Annotated in this window: 28 protein-coding genes; 1 reads left to right on the top strand and 27 read right to left on the bottom strand. The window is 27.5% G+C overall.

What is annotated here, in order from left to right:
• Positions 1-5: 5 nt before the first annotated feature.
• From spoIVB to ACZ41D_RS08155, 6 genes are all read right to left on the bottom strand, one after another.
• Entirely contained in the window at positions 6-1304 is a 1299-nt protein-coding gene (gene spoIVB / locus ACZ41D_RS08180; protein ID WP_464150948.1) for a SpoIVB peptidase, read from the bottom strand.
• A gap of 264 nt (positions 1305-1568) precedes the next feature.
• A complete protein-coding gene (gene recN / locus ACZ41D_RS08175) occupies positions 1569-3254 on the bottom strand; it encodes a DNA repair protein RecN (RefSeq protein ID WP_464150947.1) in 1686 nt (561 codons plus the stop codon).
• 14 nt (positions 3255-3268) lie between these two features.
• Positions 3269-3721, bottom strand: coding sequence for an arginine repressor (locus tag ACZ41D_RS08170; RefSeq protein WP_464150946.1), 453 nt, complete (start codon positions 3719-3721; stop codon positions 3269-3271).
• A 28-nt stretch (positions 3722-3749) separates the two neighbouring features.
• A complete protein-coding gene (locus tag ACZ41D_RS08165) occupies positions 3750-4556 on the bottom strand; it encodes a TlyA family RNA methyltransferase (RefSeq protein WP_464150945.1) in 807 nt (268 codons plus the stop codon).
• A gap of 13 nt (positions 4557-4569) precedes the next feature.
• Entirely contained in the window at positions 4570-6429 is a 1860-nt protein-coding gene (dxs, locus tag ACZ41D_RS08160; protein ID WP_464150944.1) for a 1-deoxy-D-xylulose-5-phosphate synthase, read from the bottom strand.
• 8 nt (positions 6430-6437) lie between these two features.
• Positions 6438-7079, bottom strand: a complete 642-nt coding sequence (locus ACZ41D_RS08155) for a hypothetical protein (RefSeq protein ID WP_464150943.1) — start codon at positions 7077-7079, stop codon at positions 6438-6440.
• A 406-nt stretch (positions 7080-7485) separates the two neighbouring features.
• Between ACZ41D_RS08155 and ACZ41D_RS08150 the strand changes: the two genes are divergently transcribed.
• On the top strand, positions 7486-7764 hold the full coding sequence (locus ACZ41D_RS08150) for a hypothetical protein (protein WP_464150942.1): 279 nt from the start codon (positions 7486-7488) through the stop codon (positions 7762-7764).
• 57 nt (positions 7765-7821) lie between these two features.
• Here ACZ41D_RS08150 and ACZ41D_RS08145 read toward each other — a convergent pair whose 3' ends face one another.
• The 21 genes from ACZ41D_RS08145 to ACZ41D_RS08045 all read right to left on the bottom strand — a co-directional run bounded on the left by ACZ41D_RS08145 (position 7822) and on the right by ACZ41D_RS08045 (position 23815).
• Complete coding sequence (locus ACZ41D_RS08145) at positions 7822-8724, bottom strand: polyprenyl synthetase family protein (protein WP_464150941.1); 903 nt, start codon at positions 8722-8724, stop codon at positions 7822-7824.
• A 9-nt stretch (positions 8725-8733) separates the two neighbouring features.
• Positions 8734-8982, bottom strand: coding sequence for an exodeoxyribonuclease VII small subunit (gene xseB / locus ACZ41D_RS08140; protein ID WP_464150940.1), 249 nt, complete (start codon positions 8980-8982; stop codon positions 8734-8736).
• Complete coding sequence (xseA, locus tag ACZ41D_RS08135) at positions 8972-10198, bottom strand: exodeoxyribonuclease VII large subunit (RefSeq protein WP_464150939.1); 1227 nt, start codon at positions 10196-10198, stop codon at positions 8972-8974. Before xseA ends, xseB begins: the two co-directional genes overlap by 11 nt.
• Positions 10199-10221: 23 nt before the next feature.
• Positions 10222-11175: a hypothetical protein gene (locus ACZ41D_RS08130; RefSeq protein WP_464150938.1), complete on the bottom strand. Its 954-nt coding sequence runs from the start codon at positions 11173-11175 to the stop codon at positions 10222-10224.
• Complete coding sequence (gene nusB, locus ACZ41D_RS08125; RefSeq protein WP_464150937.1) at positions 11168-11581, bottom strand: transcription antitermination factor NusB; 414 nt, start codon at positions 11579-11581, stop codon at positions 11168-11170. The genes ACZ41D_RS08130 and nusB overlap by 8 nt, the downstream gene beginning before the upstream one ends.
• A gap of 42 nt (positions 11582-11623) precedes the next feature.
• A complete protein-coding gene (locus tag ACZ41D_RS08120) occupies positions 11624-11851 on the bottom strand; it encodes a DUF2273 domain-containing protein (RefSeq protein ID WP_464150936.1) in 228 nt (75 codons plus the stop codon).
• A gap of 21 nt (positions 11852-11872) precedes the next feature.
• Positions 11873-12406, bottom strand: a complete 534-nt coding sequence (gene amaP / locus ACZ41D_RS08115) for an alkaline shock response membrane anchor protein AmaP (RefSeq protein ID WP_464150935.1) — start codon at positions 12404-12406, stop codon at positions 11873-11875.
• Positions 12407-12466: 60 nt separating this feature from the next.
• Positions 12467-12871 (bottom strand): Asp23/Gls24 family envelope stress response protein, encoded by a 405-nt coding sequence (locus tag ACZ41D_RS08110; RefSeq protein ID WP_464150934.1) that lies wholly within the window; start codon positions 12869-12871, stop codon positions 12467-12469.
• Between the two features lie 86 nt (positions 12872-12957).
• Positions 12958-13617, bottom strand: a complete 660-nt coding sequence (locus tag ACZ41D_RS08105; RefSeq protein WP_464150933.1) for a SpoIIIAH-like family protein — start codon at positions 13615-13617, stop codon at positions 12958-12960.
• A gap of 15 nt (positions 13618-13632) precedes the next feature.
• The gene (locus tag ACZ41D_RS08100) at positions 13633-14217 is read right to left on the bottom strand and encodes a sporulation stage III protein AG (protein ID WP_464150932.1); all 585 of its coding nucleotides are present in this window, start codon (positions 14215-14217) and stop codon (positions 13633-13635) included.
• Positions 14218-14226: 9 nt separating this feature from the next.
• Positions 14227-14841: a stage III sporulation protein AF gene (gene spoIIIAF / locus ACZ41D_RS08095; protein WP_464150931.1), complete on the bottom strand. Its 615-nt coding sequence runs from the start codon at positions 14839-14841 to the stop codon at positions 14227-14229.
• Between the two features lie 9 nt (positions 14842-14850).
• Entirely contained in the window at positions 14851-16038 is a 1188-nt protein-coding gene (spoIIIAE, locus tag ACZ41D_RS08090) for a stage III sporulation protein AE (protein WP_464150930.1), read from the bottom strand.
• A gap of 12 nt (positions 16039-16050) precedes the next feature.
• Complete coding sequence (gene spoIIIAD, locus ACZ41D_RS08085) at positions 16051-16437, bottom strand: stage III sporulation protein AD (protein WP_464150929.1); 387 nt, start codon at positions 16435-16437, stop codon at positions 16051-16053.
• 14 nt (positions 16438-16451) lie between these two features.
• Positions 16452-16649, bottom strand: a complete 198-nt coding sequence (gene spoIIIAC / locus ACZ41D_RS08080) for a stage III sporulation protein AC (protein WP_464150928.1) — start codon at positions 16647-16649, stop codon at positions 16452-16454.
• 15 nt (positions 16650-16664) lie between these two features.
• Entirely contained in the window at positions 16665-17189 is a 525-nt protein-coding gene (spoIIIAB, locus tag ACZ41D_RS08075; RefSeq protein WP_464150927.1) for a stage III sporulation protein SpoIIIAB, read from the bottom strand.
• Positions 17140-18213 (bottom strand): stage III sporulation protein AA, encoded by a 1074-nt coding sequence (spoIIIAA, locus tag ACZ41D_RS08070; RefSeq protein ID WP_464150926.1) that lies wholly within the window; start codon positions 18211-18213, stop codon positions 17140-17142. The genes spoIIIAB and spoIIIAA overlap by 50 nt, the downstream gene beginning before the upstream one ends.
• A gap of 153 nt (positions 18214-18366) precedes the next feature.
• On the bottom strand, positions 18367-18705 hold the full coding sequence (locus ACZ41D_RS08065) for a CD1247 N-terminal domain-containing protein (protein ID WP_464150925.1): 339 nt from the start codon (positions 18703-18705) through the stop codon (positions 18367-18369).
• 48 nt (positions 18706-18753) lie between these two features.
• Positions 18754-19311 carry an elongation factor P gene (efp, locus tag ACZ41D_RS08060; RefSeq protein ID WP_464150924.1) on the bottom strand — a complete coding sequence of 186 codons (558 nt, stop codon included), beginning with the start codon at positions 19309-19311 and terminating at the stop codon, positions 18754-18756.
• A gap of 243 nt (positions 19312-19554) precedes the next feature.
• On the bottom strand, positions 19555-20013 hold the full coding sequence (locus tag ACZ41D_RS08055; protein WP_464150923.1) for a prepilin-type N-terminal cleavage/methylation domain-containing protein: 459 nt from the start codon (positions 20011-20013) through the stop codon (positions 19555-19557).
• Between the two features lie 134 nt (positions 20014-20147).
• Entirely contained in the window at positions 20148-23246 is a 3099-nt protein-coding gene (locus tag ACZ41D_RS08050; protein WP_464150922.1) for a VWA domain-containing protein, read from the bottom strand.
• Positions 23246-23815, bottom strand: coding sequence for a PilW family protein (locus ACZ41D_RS08045; protein ID WP_464150921.1), 570 nt, complete (start codon positions 23813-23815; stop codon positions 23246-23248). Before ACZ41D_RS08045 ends, ACZ41D_RS08050 begins: the two co-directional genes overlap by 1 nt.
• Positions 23816-23832: the final 17 nt, after the last annotated feature.

The following is a 23832-nucleotide window of genomic DNA, read 5'->3' as shown; positions in this document are numbered from 1 at the left end:
TACTGTTACATTCTGTTTTTAGTATTTATAGATATACCTGCTTCTTTTAGCATCCATTCTATATATATACCATATCCCTTAGTGGGATCATTTACAAATACATGAGTTATTGCGCCAACAATCTTACCATTTTGAATTATAGGACTACCACTCATTCCTTGAACAATTCCACCAGTTTTTTTTAAAAGCCTGTCATCAGTTATTTTTATAACCATGCTCTTTTGATCAGCTTCTTTTTGATTGTTTACTTTTATTATTTCTATTTCATATTTATCAATGCTATCATCTTCTATAGTTGTCAAAATATAGGCTTTCCCTACTTTTACTTCATTTTGCAAAGCTATTGGTAACATTTTGTTATATTCAATTTTTGCATTCATATTTCCATATATTCCAAATACACTATTTTTTTCTATTTCACCTAGAGTATCTTCTGTTTCAAAAAAAATACCCCTAATCTCTCCAGGTTTACCTTTTTGTCCTACCTCTATAGAAGAAACCCTAGCCTTCATTATCTTGCCATCTTCAATTTCTAATAACGAGCCTGTATCAATATCTGTAATTCCATGTCCTAAAGCTCCAAATTTATTTGTGTTTTCGTCATAAAAAGTAAGAGTACCTATGCCAGCTATCTTATCTCTTACCCAAACTCCTAACCTATAAAAATTGTCTTCCTTACATTTTACAGGAGTAACAAATGTAGAAAAATTTATCTTATTCCTTTGAACTTCTACCTCTACTTTATTATCCTTTATACTATTTAATATTTTAACTACATGGTCTGCATCTACTATTTTTTCGCCGTTAATGCTAATAATTATATCACCGGCTTTTATTCCAGCATCCTTTGCCGGACTCACTTTATTACCATTAACATCACATATTTCTGAAAGAGCAACTACTAAAACTCCCTTTGTATTTAGTTTAACACCTATTGAATTACCACCTGGCATTAAATAAATATTATCTAATACATTTACCTGTATGTTTTTGATAGGAATTAAATTTAACAGCTTTAATTCAACACTTGCTATACCATTATCAATTGTATTAAATTTATAAGTTTTTTTTAATCCTAAAGATATTTTCTGGTTAAGACTGTTATTAACATCAATAATATTGTCATTATTAAGGATATCTATAGTAAAAGGAAATATAATATTTAAACTTTTATTCTGCCCTTTTAATACATTTATTTGCGTAGGATAAGAAACAATAGCAAATATTTCAATAAAATATATTAATAATAATACTATAATGCTAAATAATAATATTCTTTTACTTTTATAATATATATTTTTCAAAAGCAAATCACGCTCCTACTTTTGTATAGAACTTTATTCACCTCCTAATAAAATGTTCTTGTTTATTTTAATTTAGCCTTTTTGAGCATTATTTATTCTATATAAAATTTAATATAATTGTAAACTTAAATATTATTTTGCTAAATATAGCACACAAAAAGAACCCTTATTTGAAATAAGGGTTCTTTTTGTTTTATTTACAATAATTAAATATTTAATTATTGTAAATAAAATTCAATATTCCATTTATTAACTAAAATTATTTCATTTATTTATATCAAGCATTTCTTTAGCATGTAGTTTAGTAGTTTCAGTTAACTTTGCTCCTCCGAGCAACCTAGACAACTCGTCCACTCTCTCTTCATAATTTAATTTTTTAACACTTGTTATAGTATTATTATCAATAATTGTTTTTTCAATCAAAAAATGAGTGTCTGCCATAGATGCAATTTGTGGTAAATGTGTTATAGAAATTATCTGGTGAGTTTTAGAAATTTTTTTGATTTTTTCACCAACAATTTGTGCTGTACGTCCGCTTATTCCAGAATCAATTTCATCAAAAACTAAGCAAGATATATTATCTACATCTGCCAAAATATTTTTAAAAGCTAACATTATTCTTGACATTTCCCCACCTGAAGTTATTTTTGATAGAGGTTTCAAATCTTCTCCTAAATTCGTTGAAATTAAAAATTCAATCTTATCCCAACCACTGCTAGTAAAGTATTCAGTACGATCAAATCTAACTTTAAACTTAATATGCTTCATATTTAAATCAGACAATTCTTGGGTAATTTTATTTTCAACATGTTTTGCAATCTTTCTTCTTGCTTCTGTTAACTTACTACAAAAAATTTTAAGTTTCTCTTCTGAGTTCTTTATATTTTTATTTATTTTAGAAATTTCTTCTTTACTATTTTCCAGATACTCCATTTCCTTACATAATCTATCCTTATATTCTAATATTTCTTCAATACTACCACCATATTTTCTTTTTAATCTATTGATTATATCAATTCTATTTTCTAAAAAAGCAAGCCTTTCTCTATCATATTCTAAAGATTCATAAAAATGCCTTAAGTCCCTTAATAAATCCTGTATTTGATAAGATAAAGATTTTATAATTTCTTCAAAGTTTTTTACATCATTATTATATTTAGAAATTTTTGAAATTAATGTAATGCAATAATTTATTTCATCTAATACTGACCTATTATTGTAATTTTCAGATCCCAAAATTTCTTTTATTTCTCCTAAAGTATTTACAATTTCCTCTTTATTTGAAATAATATTATATTCTTCAATTAGTTCTTTATCTTCACCAATATTTAATTTAGCACCATCTATTTCTTCAATCTGGAATTTTAAAAGGTCAATTTGCCGTTCTCTCTCCATATCATTTTGATTAAACTCTTTCAACTTATTTTTTAGCCTTTGAAGTTCATTAAATTCTAATTTTATTTTTTCTTTTAATCTAACAAGATCTTCGTTACCTAAAGAATCAATAATATCTATATGATTTGCTTTGTTTAATAAAGATTGGTGTTGATGTTGACCGTGAATGTCTATAAGCTTGCTTGTTAATTTGCTAAGCATGCTAATTGTTACTGTTCTACCATTAACTCTTGAAGTACTTCGTCCTGAAGCATATATTTCTCTAATCAAAAGCAAAGTATTATCTTTTTCCATATCTATACCGAAATCATTTAATATAGTGATTACTTCACTTTGATTCTTGTCCAAATAAAATAATGCTTCGATAACTGCTTTATTAGCCCCTGTTCTAACATAATCTTTTGTTGCTCTTTCCCCTAATACTTGACTTAATGCTTCAATTATAATTGATTTTCCAGTTCCTGTTTCTCCAGTTATTATGTTTAAGCCTTTAGTAAAAGATACAGTTAATTTATTTATTATAGCAAAATTTTTTATACTAAGCTCTAAGAGCATAATAAACCCTCCACTTAATTAAGTAGCTTTTTAAATTTATCTAAAATATCTCTTAGCTTTTCACTATTATTTATAGCAACAAAAATAGTATCGTCTCCAGCAATAGTTCCTATAACTCCATCAATATTAAGTGCATCAATTGCAGATGCTGAAACCTGTGCTGCTCCTGGTAAGGTTTTCATAACTAATATATGCCCTGCAACATCTATAGAAATTATGGAGTTTTTAAATATCTTAATGAGTCTATCAGTAGTACCTTCTTGGCTTTGTCCCATAGCAGCATATTTATATTTACCGCTACTTGACATAACTTTAACAAGTCTTAATTCCCTAATATCTCTTGAAACTGTAGCCTGAGTAACTTCGATACCAGATTTTTTTAAATAATCTGCTAGCTCTTCCTGAGTTTCTATTTCATAATTTTGAATAAGTTCTAATATCTTCATTTGTCTAGTATACTTTTTCATATATCTATCCCCTTCACTCATTAATAAATCATAACTCTTTATGAGATCTTTTAACTACATTGTTTATTAATTCTTCATTATCATATTTAAAATAATCTATGTTATTTTTCTTTATATAAGCCAAATATTCTATATTGCCCTCTGCTCCCTTGATAGGCGAAAATGTTAATCCAATGACATTTAAATCAATAGATTTGCAAAAATTAACAAAATTTATTAATACTTCTCTATGTACATTAATATCCTTAATCACTCCTTTTTTACCTACTTTCTCCTTTCCTGCTTCAAATTGAGGTTTTATTAGTGATACTATTTCTCCATTATCATTTAATAATTCTTTTACAACAGGTAAAACTAACTTTAGTGATATGAAAGATACATCTATTGATGCAAAATCAGCAAGTTCACCAATATCGCTTTTCTTCACATATCTGATATTAGTTCTTTCCATACATATAACCTTATCGTCATTTCTTAATTTCCATGCTAGCTGACCATATCCTACATCTATAGCATACACTCTCTTTATACCATTTTTCAACATACAATCAGTAAATCCTCCTGTAGAAGCTCCAATATCTAAAGCAACTTTATTCTCTAATTTTATTTGAAACTCACTAAGGGCCTTCTCTAACTTTAGCCCACCTCTACCTACATAAGGAATAGGGTTATTCTTTACTTTTATATCACAATCCACAGATACCCTAGTTCCAGGTTTATCAATTCTCTGCCCATTAACAAATACTACTCCAGCCATAACTAATCTTTTTGCTTTTTCCCTGCTTTCAGCAAAGTTATATTTTGTCAACAAAACATCAATTCTTTCTGTTATCATGATATCTCCTCATTTAACAATATTTTTTCACTAATTCAGCTATACTTTTAGCATCCATATTGTATTTTTCAAGTAATTGATCAATACTACCATGTTCAATAAATATATCAGGATATGCAATATTAATTATTTTACCTGAATATTTTCTTTCGATATAAAAATCATTTACTGCACTTCCAAATCCTCCAATTTTCACATTGTCTTCCATTGTTATGATTATCTTATGATTTTCTGCTATTTTTTCTAACAGTTCTATATCTAATGGTTTAACAAACCTTGCATTTACAAGAGTTATATTAATACCTTCTTTATTTAGCATTTTTAATGCGTCAAACCCTATTTGAACCATCTTACCAACTGCAATAATTGCTATATTATTTCCTATATTGAGTATTTCACCTTTAGCATATTTTATTTGAGCAGAATTATTACTACATGGTAAATCTACACATTTACCTTTTGGATATCTTATAGCAATTGGCCCATTATATTCAGTTGTAAATTTTAACATACTGATAAATTCTTTTTTGTCTTTTGGAGCTATAATTGTAATATTTGGTATATGCGACAAATAAGAGAGATCAAAAACACCTTGATGAGTTTCACCATCATTACCTACTAATCCCGCCCTATCTATTGCAAAAGTAACATTAAGGTTTTGCAAACATACATCATGAAGAACTTGATCGTATCCTCTCTGCAGAAATGTAGAATAGACTGCAAAATATGGTTTCATTCCGTTTGCAGCTAATCCAGCTGCAAGTGTAACTCCATGTTGCTCAGCAATTCCCACGTCAAAAAACCTATTAGGATATTTATTGCTAAATTTATACAAGCCAGTTCCCGTAGGCATTGCAGCAGTTATTGCTACAATCCTTTCATCCTTATTTGCAAGTTCTACTAATGTATCACCTAAAACATCAGAATAACTTGGAATTATGGATTTGTTTTTAATCTTACCAGTCTTTATATCAAATTTTGGAGCACTATGATATTTATCTGGATTGTTTTCCGCAGGTTTATAACCTTTACCTTTTTTTGTTATAACATGAATGAGTGTTGGACCTTTGATTTTTTTTGCTATATCGAAAATATCTATAAGATCATTAATATTATGTCCATCAACAGGTCCAAGATATTTAAACCCAATTTCTTCAAAGAACATTCCAGGAACAAAAAAATACTTTATACTATCTTTAGCCCTTTCAGCTGTCTTATAAACTTTATCGCCAATTTTAGGTATACTATTTAATAATGAACCGACATCTTCCTTAACTTTAAAATATGAAGGTTTTGTTCTTATCCTATTTAAATATCGTGAAAGTCCTCCTACATTTTTCGAAATAGACATCTCATTATCATTTAATATAACGATTAGTTTAGTTCCTATATCACCAGCTTGATTTAATGCCTCAAACGCCATACCAGCAGTAAGCGCTCCATCACCTATAATTGAAACAACATTAAATTTTTCATTTTTTATATCTCTAGCCAAAGCATAACCAAGTCCAGCAGAAATAGAAGTTGAACTATGTCCTGTTTCAAAAATATCATGATAACTTTCATTTCTCTTAGGAAACCCACTTAATCCTCCAAATTGTCTAATGGTATTAAATTTATCTCTTCTTCCTGTAATTATCTTGTGTACATATGATTGATGACCTACATCCCAAATTATTTTATCCTTTGGACTATCAAATACTTTATGAATAGCTAAAGTTAATTCAACAACACCTAAATTTGAAGCTAAGTGCCCACCATTTTTTGAAACAACTTTAATTATTAGATTTCTTATTTCATTAGCCAGCACATTTAGTTGATCTACATTAAGGTTCTTTATATCCTTAATATCATTAATATATTCTAAATACACCTAGAAGATCACCTCTTCCTTCTGTTTCTATTGCTAGATTTTATATCTGGAATCAAATCTATTTTTAATTTTGTATCGATAAACATAAGTATTTTTCCGACATAATAAACTATTTTTTCAGAACTATTTATAGCAATTTCTTTACCAAGTGCTTTTCCTCCTACTGTTAGTGATGCAGTAAAAGCTGTGACAATAACACTCAACATTGTGCCATTTGTAAAACCGTATATATTAATAAGCTTATAAACAATGATAGCTCCTGCAGCTCCACTAATTATACCACTAATATCCCCAATTACATCATTACAAAAATTAGATACAGGACCAGCATTCCTTATAATTTTAATAGAATATCTTGCTTCCTTAACATTATTAGCTGCCATAGAATGAAAAGATCTTTCATTTGATGCAGCAACTGCTATACCTATAATATCAAAAAATACTCCTAAAAGTATAATAGCAATCAATGTAATAAATGCTAAGATTATATTAAAACTTCTCATAACGCTTTCAGTAATAACACTTACAACTATTGCTAAGAAAAATGTCCATAAAGTAATAATAAAAACCCATTTATGATTATATTTCCTTTTAGAAATTTTTTTATAACTCCGCCCTTCAACAATACTATCTTGTTTTGCCTTCTTCAATAATTATCCCTCCATAAGTAATAGAAATAAAGCTGATAGCGTATGCTATCAGCCTAATTGAGTGGCGGTATATTAGGTAAATCTTACGGCTTAAGGTCTAGCAGGATTTCCCAGATAAGTACTGCATGTCGCCATATCAGCGGTTTCCCTTTAACCTTATCTCTACCTTGTCGCCATAGGTAGGGCTAGATTACCACTTAGTCCGCACTGTAATCCCTAATACACCCTTCTTTGATGAAACAGTCTAGGAGTTTTCCTCAACAGTTACGTTATTCCTTAGCCTCTTTTGCAAAATAGGTTTCGATAGCAAAACTCTTCCTTCTATGGGCCCATAGAAGTCTAAGCTACAACTATCATCCGCCTATTTCACTCAAGGCAGGCTACGCTGCAAGTAGCTTACGCCACAATGCAGGTTAATCCTATTTTAATTAAATATTTAATTAAAATAGGTCTCCACGAGGGCAGGGTCATCGCCCACATGCCGTTGTGGATCGCCCCATCCCCCTTACTCCCAGAAACGACCCTCAACTGGGCGTTGAAAGCCGAAACCAGGAACTTCATCGATATGCCCTTTGACGGATTTTTAGCCCCGCCTTCAGGAATAACATCACTGACTAGAATACTGTGCCACTCAAAGCTAGAAATATATTATACCATACTAATAATCTTATTTCAAATATTATAAAATTAAAAACAAAATTTCACTATTGCAGACTAATAGCATAATATATGTAATATTTTGCTAATTTTCTCGGTATACTAGATATTGTGATAAATCTTTGAAAAAAGAGACATCTTTACTTTTTATTTTCTGAATAGCTTCAATAGACTTTCTACATAAAATCTTAGTCATTTCTATAGCTTCGTCAATAGTATATATTGATAAATATGTAGCTTTATTGTTTACTTCGTCGCTTCCAATCTTTTTCCCTAATTTGTTAAAATCTCCAATTCTATCTAATATATCATCCCTTATTTGATATCCTAGTCCTAAACATTCACTATACTCAGTTAATGCATTTAAAGTATCTTCATCACATTCACCTAAATAAGCTCCAGACAATATAGATGCTTCTATTAAAGCCGAAGTTTTATTTTTATGAATATATGACAATATATTCTTATCAATATTATTTCTTTGATATAATATATCTGCAGTTTGCCCTCCTATCATTCCATATACTCCAGCCGCTTCACTTATTTTTTTCATAGCTTTTAAGTAAGGAGTTATATTTGTTCCTTCTTCTTGCTTTTTGCATATATAATTTATCATATTTTCAAAAGCATAATTTAAAAGTGCATCACCACATAAAATTGCAATATTTTCCCCATATATTTTGTGATTAGATAACTTACCTCTTCTATAATCATCATTATCCATTGCAGGCAAATCATCATGAATTAAAGAATATGTATGAATCATTTCAATGCTAATAGCAAAAGGAATCGCTTCTTTAAAATCATTCTTAAATAATTCATAAGTTTTTAAAGTTAAAATAGGTCTTAATCTTTTACCTCCTGAAAAAATGCTGTAATGCATAGAATCAAATATTTTATCAGCATAACTGATTTTTTTTGGCAAAGATTTAAGCAATTCTTGGTCAATTATATTTCTAACCTTTTCTAACTCTTTTCTTAAGTTCATTCCATCCTCCTATACATCTACATCAAAATCAATTTCCATTATTTTACCATTATCATCTTTTAAAATCTTTTTTATCTTACCATCAACATCATTCAGTTTTTTGTAGCAAAACCTATAAAGTTCAACTCCTCTTTGAAAATAATTTAATGAGTCATCTAAATTTAATTTTTCATTTTCGAGTTTATCTACAATGCATTCTAATTCTTCTATAGCTTCCTCAAAAGAAAGATTATCATTATTCACTAAATTATCTATCATTTATCTTCTCCCTTCTCAATATTATTTCTTGAACAGTTGCTTTTACTTCTCCGTCCTTAAACATTAAAGTAATTTTATCTTTATTCTTGACTTTAGTAATACTATTTATAACATGACCACTTTCATTTAATACTATAGAATAACCCCTGGAAATAACAGAAAGTGGACTAAGAGAATTGAGCTTTCCAACTAGATTTTCTAAATCTTTATAAAGATTATTCTCTTTTGTATGTATATTTCTAACTAAATCTTTTATTAATCTGTCTATTTTTTTCTTATCTTCATTAATTCTACTTATAGGATTATTATACGAAATAATATTTTTAATATTATCTAATTTATTTCTTTTTTTATTAATATAATTTGAGTATGAAACGTTAAGTTTCCATAATTCAGTGTCAATTCTATCATTTAATTCATCAATTACAGGAACTACCAGTTCTCCAGCTGCAGACGGAGTAGGGGCTCTTAAATCTGATACAAAATCAGCTATAGTAAAATCAGTTTCATGACCAACAGCAGATATAACTGGTATTTTCATGTTGTAAATTGCCCTAGCAACATCTTCTTCGTTAAAAGCCCATAATTCTTCTATAGAACCTCCGCCTCTACCAATTATGACTACGTCTATATCATCTCTAGAATTTAAATAATTTAATGCTTCGCATATTTCATAATGAGCTTTATCTCCTTGGACTAATACCGGATACAAAATAATATCTACACAAGGCAACCTTCTTTTTATTACAGATATAATATCTCTAACAGCTGCACCAGTAGATGAAGTTACCACTCCAATCTTCCTAGGGATATAAGGTAAAGGTTTCTTTTTATCTTTATCAAATAATCCTTCACTTTGAAGCTTATTTTTAAGCTTTTCAAAATTCTCGTATAGCTCGCCAATTCCTCTTTTTTTTATATCTTTGCAATAAAGTTGGTATGTTCCACTTTTTTCATATATAGAAATATATCCCGAAACAACCACATGCATACCATCATTAGGTATAAAATCTAATTTATTGCAGTTATTATTAAACATTATACACTTAAGAGTACTTTTATCATCTTTTAATGTAAAATACATATGTCCACTATAATGATGCTTAAAATTTGAAATTTCTCCTTCTACTTCTATATTATGTAAAATAGGATCGCTAATTAATAACTTTTTAATATATTGAGTAACCTGGCTAACTTTTATTGGCATCGAATTCATAAAGTTTCCTCCGCAGCCTTTTCTTATAATTTGTTTTTAGTAAGACCTAAATATGCTATACCTACAGCATTATCAGTACAATATTTTACTTGGGGATAATATATTTTGATATTTTTATACATTAACTTATTACGGATAATATCTCTTATATATAAATTTGCAGCTACACCACCAATAATAAGAATATTACTAACAGAAAGGTCAGACAAAGAATTTACAATTATATTTGCTAAACTGCAACCTATTACATAAAAAACACTTTTAGCTATATCATTTATATTATAAGTTTTACTATCAATTATTTTTTTAAAATAAGTTTCAGCTCCAGAAAAATTTGTCCAATTTCCTGAACAACTAATTGGTAAAGAACAAGATAAACAATTACCATTGCGAGATAAATACTCCATAGCTTTTCCAGATGGAAACTCTAAACCTGCTTTTACCCCTATTCTGTCGATTAGTTGACCAGCACTTATATCCTTAGTTCCACCTATAATTTTAATATCATAATTGTATTTAGTATTTTTAACGTACAAAAGTTCAGTTGTGCCTCCAGAAATATGTAAAACTAAAAAAGGTTCATCATCATTCATCTCGGAATTTAAAATTCCTGAAGCTATGTGTCCCTCTTGATGGCTAAATCTTTTAAACTCTATTCCTAATATTTTTGAAATAGTTATAGCATATCCTTCCCCAGCTTTAAACACTGGCATATAAGAATTTTCAATATTTCTAGGCTTTGTGCTAGCTGAAACTGTTTTTATTTTTTTTAAATCTACATATTTTTCTGCATATGATATAATTTGTGGTAAATTATTTATGTGTTGAAAAACTGCTTCTTGCTGTCTTAATCCTAGTTTCCCCTTCTTCACATTTAATACAATTCTTTTATCCACAATAACTTCACTATCTTGGTTTATTATTGCTATTGAAGTAGTATATGCACTTGTATCTATTCCCATACAATACTTATTCATTTATAATCTTCTCCGCTCTTACATAACTTCCTAAGACACCATTAATAAATTTAGAAGATTCTTCAGTACTATATTTTTTACTTATTTCAAGTGCTTCATTTATCGAAACTTGAATTGGAATATCATTTCTATAACCTATCTCATTTATCGCTATGCGAAGTATGTTTAAATCTACTTTAGCAATGCGATTTAGTTTCCATTTTTTAGAATATTTTTCAATAATATCATCTATTTCTTCAATATTTTTTATAACAGAATCAATAGTCTCTAATATATACTTTTTTTCATCTTCTGTAAATTTGTTATTATCAAAAAAAACGTCAATTGCTTCATTTGAAAAATCTTTATTTATTTCCATCTGATATAATAACTTCATTGAAGCAATCCTAGCAACTTTTCTTCCCATGTTTTTCCTCCTTACATATTATTCAATTATAAATTAAACACACTATTTAATTTTCCCAGGAGGAAGTATTTTATCTAATATTTCAGCAATATCTTCTTTATTATCAATCTTTTTCCCTAAATAATATCCTCCAGCAATAAACAAGGTAATAAATAATGTCTTGAAAAAACCAATTATCAATATTACAACAGCTATAACAAAACCAATAAAGCTGCAAATAATTTTCCATTGGTGTTTTTCAAAAAATTTAAAAAGTCTATCTTTAAACACATTAAAACACCCTTTACCGTTTTATTTAACTGTTTTAGTTGGTGTTACTACATTTAAAATTTCTACCCTAACTTCACTTACTTCCAATCCAGTACATTTTTCAACATGGTCTTTTACTTTATTTTGTATATTTACAACAGTTTCTGGAATATTTATATCAGGATTTACTTGTCCCTTAATATTTATTATAACTTTCTCATCGTACAATTCAACATCAGTTTTAATATTTTTTAGTCCTTGTTGATTAATTGTAACAGTGTTAGCTAAACCTTCAACAGTAGCACTAGATATTCTCAATTCTCCAAAATTTGTATGCCGAATTATATAATTTTCTTTTTTTCTTTTAAACCCTGTTATTAAAAATCTAATACTAACTAAAAAAAAGGCTAGTCCAATCAACGAATACCAATAATTCCCTTTAATTTGAGTCAAATAGAAATTTACATTTGCCATATTTAACATTTTAATATTAAAAGGAAATAATATTAGAATAAGTGAAACTATTGCCAAACAAAATGTATAAATCGTAAGGATAACTCTATCAAATAACTTCATATCTATTAACACCATCCCCTAAATGTTTAAATAACCCTCTGATATCAGAGGGTAAATTATTTATTTAACTCTTACTTGTTGTTCTACATCACTTTGCTCTTTTTCTATATTTACACCTTGGACGTTTATATTTACCTCAATAACATTTAATCCCGTCATTGATTCAACTGCTTTCTTTACATTTTCTTGAATATTCCAAGCTACTTCAGGTATTTTAGCCCCATACTCAACAATTATATATAAATCAATAGCAGCTTCTTTTTCTCCAACTTCAACTTTAACGCCCTTAGATAAATTTTTTCTTCCCAACATTTCAGTAATTCCACCTGCTATACCGCCACTCATACCTGCAACTCCATCTACTTCTGTAGCTGCAAGTCCAGCAATTATACCTACTACTTCATCAGCTATTTTTATTTGACCATATTCTATATCATTTTCTTTATCAACATACTCGTTCAACATGCAACACCTCCTGAGTAAATATAAATTATACAAGTACATTATACCAAATCAACTCAAATTATACAAACATAAACATTGCCTTTGTTTTAAAGCTTTTTCATTATTTTTATCTTTGAAGTTTCAATACTTGTTTCATTTTTCACTATTTCTAGTATTTTCATTACATCTTGCTCACTTAGATTATCTACAGAAACCACAACCCTAGCACTTTCATTAGTTAAAAATACCAAAGCATCTTCAAATCCTTTAGCTTTAATTAATCCTTCAATGCTTAATTCTTTTTCAGCAATATTTCCTATTCTTATAATTTCTTTTTGTGCATCATCTCTAATGCTTTGACTCGTTTTATCGTTATTGATTATCTCTTTTAATCTTTCTATTAAATTTGCTCTCATTTTATCTCTAGAAAGTCTATATTCAATAAAATAACTTGAATCTTTCATATTTTCTTCTTTTGTAATTTCCTCCTCTATACTATTATTGACAGTATTTGTTAGTTTTACAACATCATTTTCTTTACTATCAACTATCTTTATATCTTTTTCTAAATCATCTTTATCAATAACTTCTGATACCGTTTCTACTGAGTCATCATAATTCATCTTCGCTAACTCCATTTCTTCATGTTTCTGATATTCATTAGATGATTCAAGTAATGATTCATTTGTAAGTCTATTGTTAATATATCCTATAAAAACTAATAAAATAATCAGAGATATTAATGTGGCTAATTTTCTTCTTGACATTTAATTAACCTCCTTCTATTTACTTGAATATACTTCCACTTTATTGCCTGAAATACCCAATACAGTTTTAACTGCATTATATAGTTTTTCTTTAACATTTATATCTTCTGCTCCCTCAGCTACAACAATTACACCATTAATTTGAGGATTGACCTCTTTAATTATAGCCATTGAATTATTATTTTCTGTAACAACTTGTTGAGATACTTCATCTCTTGTTATTTCTCTTGTTCCGCCTTCAGAATCTCTTTCAATAGTTTTTTCTTGTGTTTTGTTTGTATTTATGGCAGGTATTCTTTCTATAGAGTCGTTTATAGTAACCATTACTTTGACCTTTCCTGCACCTTTTATTTGACTCAAAATATTCTCTAACTTACTTTCTAGAGTAGTAGAATAATCAAACTTAGTGCTTGAATAATTTTCATTAGAAACATTTAAAGAATTGCTATCGTTGTTTTGGTTATAACCTTCATTTTCATTGAACGAACTAATAAATACAAGTATTATACAGCTTATGATTAATATGATAAACAAATTTGTTAACTGTTTTTTATAATCACCTTCTTCAAAATACTTTTCAAATTTTTTTATAAAGTTCATTTTGTCCTCCTACTTTTTAATAATATATATCTGAATATTACCCTCATATAAACCATATTTCTGATATAATAAATTTTTTATTTTAGTTGATTCTACTGGTATACTATTATTAAAATCTTCTCTATTGTTTGATGTTATATGTATAGAATTTATTTTTTCTACTTTAATGCTATTTTCATCATCTTTATAAGCTTCATTGATATCAATTTGAATAAATTTTAATTTCCCAAAATCTTTGTTGTTTACATCATCTTCTATTTCTAAATCTATATCACAAACAATATAATCTGTGTTTGTTTCAATTAAATTCTTTATTTCAGTAATTATTTTTTCCTTGTACAAATTAATAGTTTGTTCTTGCTGCAATTTAACTAAATCTTCATTAGTTGTATTTTTAATTTTATAATTTTTTTCTGTAATATTAGCAAACATTGTTTTCTCTATATCTATATTATCATTTAAAATTTTTATGAATGGATTCATAATAACTAAAATTATCAACAATCCTATAATCATGTTTATATATTTTTTCATGCTACTACTAGGAATGATTATCTGAAACAGAGTTGTAAATATTATTACACCAACTATTTCTATTACCCAGCTTCTTACAAATTCTATCATTTTATCCTCCTATCTAAACAATATAGTCATATTTCCTGCACTAACTATTATTGTTATTGCAATAAAAAACATCATTCCTACAGACGATACAACTGCAAGTAGTACTACAAGTGAATTACTAATTTCACTTAAACATGATACTATCCTTTTGTTAGATATAGGTTCAATAAATGCTGCTCCTAGCTTGTATAAAAAAATTAAAGCAATTATTTTTATTGCTGGTATAAGAGTTATTAAAAATAAAATTATTACTCCAATCATACCTATTGCATTTTTTAGTAATACAGAACATCCTACTACTGTATCCATAGCATCTGATAAAAATTTGCCTACAATAGGAACAAATTTATCTACTGCAAATTTCATCGTCTTTATTGATACACCATCGACTTTAGCAGTTGTTAAACCTTGTATTGATATTATTCCAATAAATATAGTTAAAGTAATCCCAACTATACCAATAGAAATTTGCCTTAAAAGCCCTGATAATTTCGTTACATGAATTCTAGGTGATATATTGCTTATCAAACCTATAACTGTAGAAAAAAATACTAAAGGAATTATCAAATCTTTCATCAAAGTGCTTACAATGCTAATAGTTCCTAAAATTATTGGTTGAAAAATAGCTGATGATGTTATTCCTCCAACAATCAAAAGTAATGTTATTAATGTTGGTAACAAAGCTTGCATAAACACTACCATTTTATCTATAGTTTCTATACCAACATCCATTGCATTTGTAAAACTCTTTAGTGCAAACCCAATCAATACTATATAACAAATGAAAAAAGCTATTTCTCCAACTGAATCATTCTCAAAAGTAGTTTGAATGTTAATAAGAATACTACATATTATAGTCAATATTAATATTTTAATAAGAATACTTGCATTTTGTATAACTTCATAAAAAAATATTTTTAAAATTCCATTTAATATATCACTTCCTTTGATAAACTCTTCACCTTTTAATAAAGATTTTAAAATAGAATCAAAATCTATATTTGGCATAAAATTCTTAGTTGAAGAATTCACATCTCTAATTATTTTTTGAAGCTCATCAATTTTGATATTTTTCATTTGCTCTTCAATTATTTTATCTTTATATTCATCAGTATCTTCTAAATCTTGGGCATATATCAAATTAAACTCAAAAACTATAATTATTATAATTAAAAAAATTAAAATTTTTTTCAACATGTTTTTCACACCTTAAGGTATTATTTTAACTATTAAATCCAGTAAAGCAGTTAATATAGGTAACGCAAAAGTCATTATAATAATCTTAGCACCTAATTCTATTTTTGATGCTATTGCATTTTCATTTGCATCTCTTGCTATCTGTGCTCCAAATTCAGCAATATATGCTACTCCTATTATCTTTAAAATGCTTGAAAAATAAACAAATTTTAAATTTACTCTTTCAGACAAAGAATTAAGTGTTTTTATAACATATTCTAGTTGCGGCATAATTATAAAAAATATTATAATACCTACTACTAAACTTAATTGAACAGCAAATTCAGGTTTTTTTTGCTTAAGAATAATAGATAATACAGTTGCAGTAATGCCCAATCCAACTATTTTCATAATTTCCATTGCAAACATCCCCATTAATAAAGCTGAAATATTGTTTTTACGTTATCGAATAAATTACTTATTAATTTTATAACCATAGTTAAAACTATTACAACTCCTGCAAGTGTTGCAAGATATGCGTATTCTTCCTTCCCTGATCTAGATAAAACAGTATGTAATACTGAAACTAATATGCCTATACCAGCAATTTTAAATATTAAATCAACGTTCATCATAATCTTCCTTTCTTAAAACAAAATAATCACAATTGTTAATCCTGCCAAGACTCCTAAACTTCTGTACATTTTTTCATTTCTTTCTTTGTTTAGCTCAGCTTCTCTTTGCTGTAATTTTAACTGTTCTAAAGTAGTTTTAAAATACTTTTCTTGATCATGCCTATTAGTCACCCCTAGAACTTTTCCTAAACTTAATAATATTTCTACATCCTGATCAGTTAAGCTAATTTTATCCATTGATTGATTTAACGTTTTTTCAAAGCAAATAAAAAATCCAGTTTCTCTTTCTGTTAGCCAATAATCTTTAACCTGTTTAAAAATATATGATACTTTTTTATTTCCTTTCCTATAAACGTTTTCTAAAGCATCAGGAAGAGGTGTGGCTAAATATAACACCTCTGTTTCCAAAAGTTGAATACAATTCTGTAAATATATTAAACTCTCAACTCTGTTATAATATTTTCGTGAATATAAAAAACCAATTATACTAGAACTTGTAATTATAACTATTGAAGTCACTATTTTTATCAGATACATATTTTTTCTCCTTTTCAAGATAAATGGATTTAAAACTTTTACCTTCTATTATATCTCTAACAGTCCCTACTCCCCGTGAATTATCCAATATAATAAATCTTTCAAAAATTTTATCTTTTATAATTTTTCTCATATTTGGTTTTCCCATCACATCTTCTATATCTGTTCCATGAACTGTCGACAATATTTTTACGCCAGCTTTTAATGCTTCATGTATTACCTTTATGTCTTCACTACTTCCTAGTTCATCAGTAGCAATAACTTGAGGTGACATAGATCTAATAAGCATTATTATTCCATCTTCCTTTCTACACCCATCAAGTACATCAGTTCTAGGACCTAACATATTTTGCGGAACCCCCATATATGTTGCAGCAAGCTCTGACCTTTCATCAACAACTCCAACCTTTAATCCTTTAAATCCTAATGCAGGATCTCCAACACTTATATATCTTACAATATCTCTAAGCAAAGTAGTCTTACCACACTGTGGAGGAGAAATAATAAGAGTATGATAAATAGTTGTACCATTAATTAGGTATCTTATTATTTTTCTTGAAATTCCTATTTTTTCTTTAGCTATTCGGATATTTAAAGAGGTTATGTCTTTTAATGTTTCTAGACCTTTGTCTCCATAAACTATCTTGCCAGCTAACCCTACTCTATGGCCTCCCTTTATTGTGATAAAACCCCTTTTTATATCTTCTTCCAAGGCATATACAGAATAATTGCTAATAAGGTTAAATGTTGTTAAAATATTTTCTCTTGAAACAATAACTAAATCTTTCTCATCATAACTAATACTACCATCATAGTTAACATAATAGTCATATCCATTTAAAGATACCATTAGTGGGCTATTTACTCTTAACCTTATTTCTTCAATTTTTTTTTTCATTTCTAAGGGAATATTTATAAGCACCTTGCTAATTTTAGAATCAATATACTGTATAACATTATCAAAAGCATATTTATCTGTTGATTTTTCACCCTTTTGTATATTAGCATTATTTTTTTTTCTCATGACATGTCCCTCCTTATATTTATAACTATGAAGTCCATTAAATAATATGCTTACAAAATAAATTTTTATTTAATAAATAAGTTTAAATATGATTTTTCTAAAAGACTAAAAAAAGGTGCTATAGCATATGCTATAGCACCTTTTTTTAGTTTCTTACTCTTTATTATCTTCATCTAATTCATCAAATTCTATATCATCATCGTAATCATCATATTCTTCTAAATCATCACAGCAATTACAATGGTCATAGTCTTCAGCGTCTTCATATTCATCAAATATCTCGTTTTCAACATTTGCAAGATCTTCATCGATACATTCTACATACTCTGACATTTCTTCATGTTGGTCATTTAGTTCATTTATAGAATCTGCAAAGTCTTCTAAAGTATCAACAATACTAAGTAATAATTTACCTTCTTTACTGTTCTCACTTATTTCTAAACCTTCAGCTAATCCCTTCAGATATGATACTTTTTCATACAAATAATCCATTTACTTGACCCTCCTCCGTTTATAATATTAATTAATAATTATTATTTCCTAAACTCTAGATAAATACTCACCTGTTCGTGTATCAATTTTTATTTTATCTCCAATATTTATAAAAAGTGGAACATTTATAGTTGCACCTGTTTCAACAGTAGCTGGTTTAGTTGCACCAGTAGCAGTATCTCCTTTTACGCCAGGTTCTGTGTGGGTAACAACTAATTCAACAAAGTTTGGTGCTTCTACATCAAATGGTTTTCCTTTATAAAATCTAATTTTCACTATATCATTTTCTTTAACATATTTTATAGCTTCTTCTACTTGGCTATAGTTTAAAGGTAATTGTTCATATGTTTCAGTATCCATAAAATAATACAGTTCTCCATCATTATATAAGTACTGCATTTCTTTTGTTTCGATATACGCCTTTGGATATCTATCGTTTGGATTGAAAGTAACCTCCTTTATTGCACCAGTCATTATGTTTTTTATTTTAGCCCTAACAAACGCGGCTCCCTTACCAGGTTTTACATGCTGAAAATCTATAATTTGAAAAACCTGACCATTCATTTCAAATGTAATTCCTTTTCTAAAATCTCCAGCTGAAATCATTATAAATCCTCCCTTATAATATATTTGTCTTAATTTATGCTAGTATATAAACTAAATATAATTGTATATTTAGTCATTTGTCTGGTATATGTCTTTTTTATGATTTCTACAATATAATATCATAAAATAACTAATTGGTCCAAAAAAATCAAAAAATTATTATGTAAAAAATTGAGTTTCCATGTAATTTTGTAGTTTCAATTCTATTTCCCTAAAAATTAATTATTTTAATAAAATATTCTATTAGTTACTTTTAAATCCTTCAAATATTTTATCTTTTAATAATATTCTACCAGTAACAGGCGTGATTGTTATTTCAACAAATTTATTACTTTTTATATTCAAAACTTTTATAGTACCAGCTGAACCTAAAGAAGGAGCACCATTTAAAGAGAACATTATTTTATTGCTATCAAAATTATGATATATTTCTATATTTTCATCCATACGCACAGTTTTTATTACGTTATCTCCATTTGTAATAACATAATAATCACTACAATCTCTTGGAAAGAGTATTTTTATTGGTGTTCCTTGAGTCATCCTTATATACCTAATTTCTCTTATGTCATTCCATAAAATTCTACCATTAATCATTAATATCTTTTCATCAGCGTTTATTTTAGGGAAAAAAATAAGAATAAGAATTAATAAAATAGCTATTACAATTATCAATTCAATAAAAGTGAAACCCCTATTCATTTTTAATTCCCCAATTATTAATCCCCCTTTTTCAATAACCTCTTTTAACCATATAGCTTGGGAAATTGCATAATAACTACAGGTTAAAAAACTGAAAAATATCTATTATGCAATTTCCTTAGTTGAAAAAGCAACTAATCAATTGTAGGTAATTCCACAATTTCTATACCTATACTATCTTTTTTATCATAAAGAATAACACTATTTACTAGCTTTAAAGTTGAATAATCAATAATTTCAGCATTAACAGAATAATCATAAGTAATTAAATAATACTCATAATTACTATCACTGTTTATATCAAATGTACATCTATTTTCATTTTCTCTCATATTTTTTATATTATTTAAATTATGTAAATAATTTCCCTCGTCTATACCATATGAAATAATATTATTTATATTAGTTTTAACACTCTTTGAATTATTATTGGTTGATAAAATAGTCATCTCAAACTTTTTATTACCTATACTATCACATTTTACTATTACTCCCATTTTTATATTATATCCATTTGTTATACTTACGATATTTTCAACGGGCCTATATAAATAATTTTTTAAATTATCATCAACATTATTATTTACATATATACCGTGTTTAATTATTTTTACATCAGGTATATCATCAACTATATTAATATCCAAGGAAGGAAAATACCTCGTTTCTTCATTTAATCCTAAATCAGTATATCTAATAATTGATAGATTATTACCTTCATCATCTTTACTAAGTTGATATTTACCAACTTCCGAACCTTTGAGTTTTATCCAAAAACTAATAGGCTTTGCTATATATTCTTTAGTTTCTTCATCATATTTATAAACTATACTTCCTATATTACCACTTACTTTTCTATCACTTATCTTCAATATATCAGAACTATCTATTCCCTCTATTCCACTAGGAAAAAACTCTTCAAAACTAATGTCTTGCACAATCAAATCATTTTGTATCTGTACAGCAAGTTCTTCATAAACAATATTCAAAGCATTCTCATCTTCTGCAGTCTTACAATATCCATTGCATTCACTTGCTATATCTTTTAAATCATACATATTTGCATCTTTAGTAAAACCAACCATAAAAGTTTCTATAGAAAGGTCGCCGTTGGATATCAGTTTATCAGCTACCTTTTTGGCATAATCGACATCTTCTAAATTTCTACTGCTTCCTCCTCTAACATCATAGTCTCGTTTATAATTACCATCCCCAAAATAATAATTATCATAATACCATCTATAACTATAAGAAGTAGGTTCTCCGTCTGTCAATAAAACAATGTATTTTTTAGCTTCTTCACTACCATACTTCTTTAAAGCATAATAAGATTCTCTCAATCCATCTCCAATATTAGTACCGCCTCTATAGAAGCCTTGATGAACTTTTAAATTTTCTATTTTATCTTTGAGTGTTTTAACATCTTCCAAATCAGCTAAATTCATCTTATTTAAATAATAACCATAATCATCATAAGAAACTAATAATATATCGATATCCTTATTCCCTATAAAATCACCATCTTCATCATACACTAATTTATCTATGAAAGCTTTAGCTGCATTTTTAGCTATAGTTAATCTCTTTTTATTGTAATATCCAGTTTCATCACCTTCAATATCATAATTCATACTACCAGATGTGTCAAATAAAAGTACAATTTCTTTTTTAATGTTTTTTTCTTCGTTTTCCACAATTTCATTAGTTACTACTCCCGGGTCAATTGAATAATTTATTAAAAATTCTTCACCTATTAAATAATTATCTTTTTCTATAGTTTTTGTAACATTTATTGGTGCTTTATATTCATATAGCGAAAGGTATATAGGATTAAATTTTAAACTAACTTTTTCTCCATTGATATCAGTAAAACTTATGTAGCTATTTAATATAATAAAATCACCTGGATTAGTTCCTTTATATTTAATCTCAAAATTTAGAGGTTCAATTTCGTATTTTTCACTTTCAGGATTATATTTGTACATAATATTTCCAATATCTTTTTTTATAACATTTTCGGCTATATCAGTATTATCTGAACTAACTACTACAATTCCTTCAGGAAGACTTTGAATAAATGTTACATCATCTATAACTATACTACTGCTAATTTCCTCGGCTATTTCTTCATATACATTATTTAATGCTGATTCAGTCTTTGCCTCCCAATAACTGCCACAAACAACTTCATTTATGCTATTTAACTTGTCCTTATTTATTCCATTGCTAAATCCAATAATATATGTATTGATGTTCATATCATCATTAGCTATCATCTCAGCTATTATTGATGAATATTCTAATCCAAAGCCATTATAATCTGTTTGATAATTAGTTTTGCTTGAGAAAACACCATATTTCTTATGATCAAATTCGTCTTTCAAAAAATAATCAACAGAATTAATTGTTCCGTTAAAATTATAATCATAACAATCCCAAAAATCACTGACACCCCAATAATCATAATAAATATCTTGGTTTTTCTTCTTAATATATCCTATATTATCGTCACCATAATTACCTTCTTTAATAGAATCAAAACTAAAGCTTGTAGGTTCTCCATCAGTCATCAATACTATATATTTCTCAGCATCATCATTACCATATTCTTTTAGTAAATAATAAGCCTTTCTAAGTCCGTCACCAATATTTGTTCCACCATATGCATGTAATGAATTTATAAAAGAATTATTAAATTCGTCATGGTCTTTAATTTCTTTTAAAGTAGCAAAATAATCATTATCATAATTTTCAGAAAAACCATGAGGATATTTTTTTGCTATTGCATAATCACTATATGTTACCAATGCAATACTAATGTTATCATAATCTAAAAATTTATTGTCATTTTCAGTTAGCTTGTCAATAAAATTTTTTACTGCTTTCTTTACTATACTTAGCCTTTTCTTTTTATCGCTGTTAACATATTTTCCCTCAATATCATAGTTCATACTTCCTGATGTATCTATAACAAGGACTATCTCCTTCTTATACGAATTTTCATTTATTTCCTCAACAGGAATATCATTTCCTTCTATCTTATAAGTTATTTTAAAATCTTCACCTACTTTAAGCCTATTATCTAAAACAATATTATCTAAGTTTAAGTATTGCCAAATTGAATAATTATTTTCTTCTGAAGCCTGAGATATATTTGCTGGTAATATAGATAAAGACATAGCTATTAACAACAATATTGATAAAGCTTTTCTTTTTCTACTAAAAGAATTCACTATTCTCCCTCCTTATTATTATTTCTAAAAGTTACTTGAGTAGAAATCTCATCATAACTTTCACCTTTTTTAACATAAATGTATAAAATGATTCCTTTTGCTTTAGAATAAGTTAAATTTGTCGGAACAGGTTCAATTTCTATTTTATCTATATAATTTGCTATTTCCATATTTGCATAATTACCAGAAGACAAAATTCCATATTTTAGGTCATATGAATTTCTATCAGAATTGAGATTCAACTGAAATATATATCCTCCTATTTCTCCATTTAATTCAATTCCATTTAATACAATCTTTTTAATATTTACTCTTTGACTAGTATCAGTCACATTATTATTATCTTTATCTTTAACTTGATTAATACTACTACACTGCATCAATCTTTCAGTCATAAAGTCTAAAACAAACTGCTCTTGATGTTGTATTTCCATCTCATCTTCAAGTATATCAAATACTTTTACATTATTTGCAAAAAATGAAAAGACAAGCATTACAACAATACTAGAAATTCCAATAGTAATGAGCAATTCGATCAATGTAAAACCTCTTTCATCTATCTTTTTCACATTTTTCACTCCTAAAA

Source organism: Brassicibacter thermophilus, assembly GCF_055378355.1.
The sequence above is the reverse complement of the archived record's forward strand: the minus strand, read 5'-3'. Positions and strand labels throughout refer to the sequence as shown.